This is a genomic window from Aliiroseovarius salicola (assembly GCF_027891095.1).
GTDB lineage: Bacteria > Pseudomonadota > Alphaproteobacteria > Rhodobacterales > Rhodobacteraceae > Aliiroseovarius > Aliiroseovarius salicola.
The window spans coordinates 1-289 of record NZ_JAQIIO010000032.1 but is presented as its reverse complement, the minus strand read 5'-3'; the positions used below and the strand labels follow the sequence as shown (position 1 = coordinate 289).

Annotated in this window: 1 protein-coding gene; it reads right to left on the bottom strand. The window is 61.2% G+C overall.

Annotation, left to right across the window (positions count from 1 at the left end; translation table 11 throughout):
* Nucleotides 1-289 (bottom strand): iron-containing alcohol dehydrogenase (locus O2N63_RS17510; protein WP_271055601.1); only part of this gene is annotated, 289 nt, incomplete at both ends.

The following is a 289-nucleotide window of genomic DNA, read 5'->3' as shown; positions in this document are numbered from 1 at the left end:
GTCGGCATCGGCCCGCGTCCACCAGTCGTCCACATCTTCAAAATCCCAGATCGGCCTATTCTGCCCCGCGTAAAACGCAACCATCTTGCCCAGATCCAACCCTGAGCCACCGCCAAAGGCAATCACCCCGTCATGGCCGCCCGCCTTATAGGCGTCGACACCGGCATGCAGGTTGATCTCGGACGGGTTCGGATCGACCTCGGCAAAGATCCCGCGACCAAGCCCGGCGGCCTCCATGATATCAAGCGTCCCCTTGGTGATCGGCAGGTCCGCAAGCCCTTTATCTGTC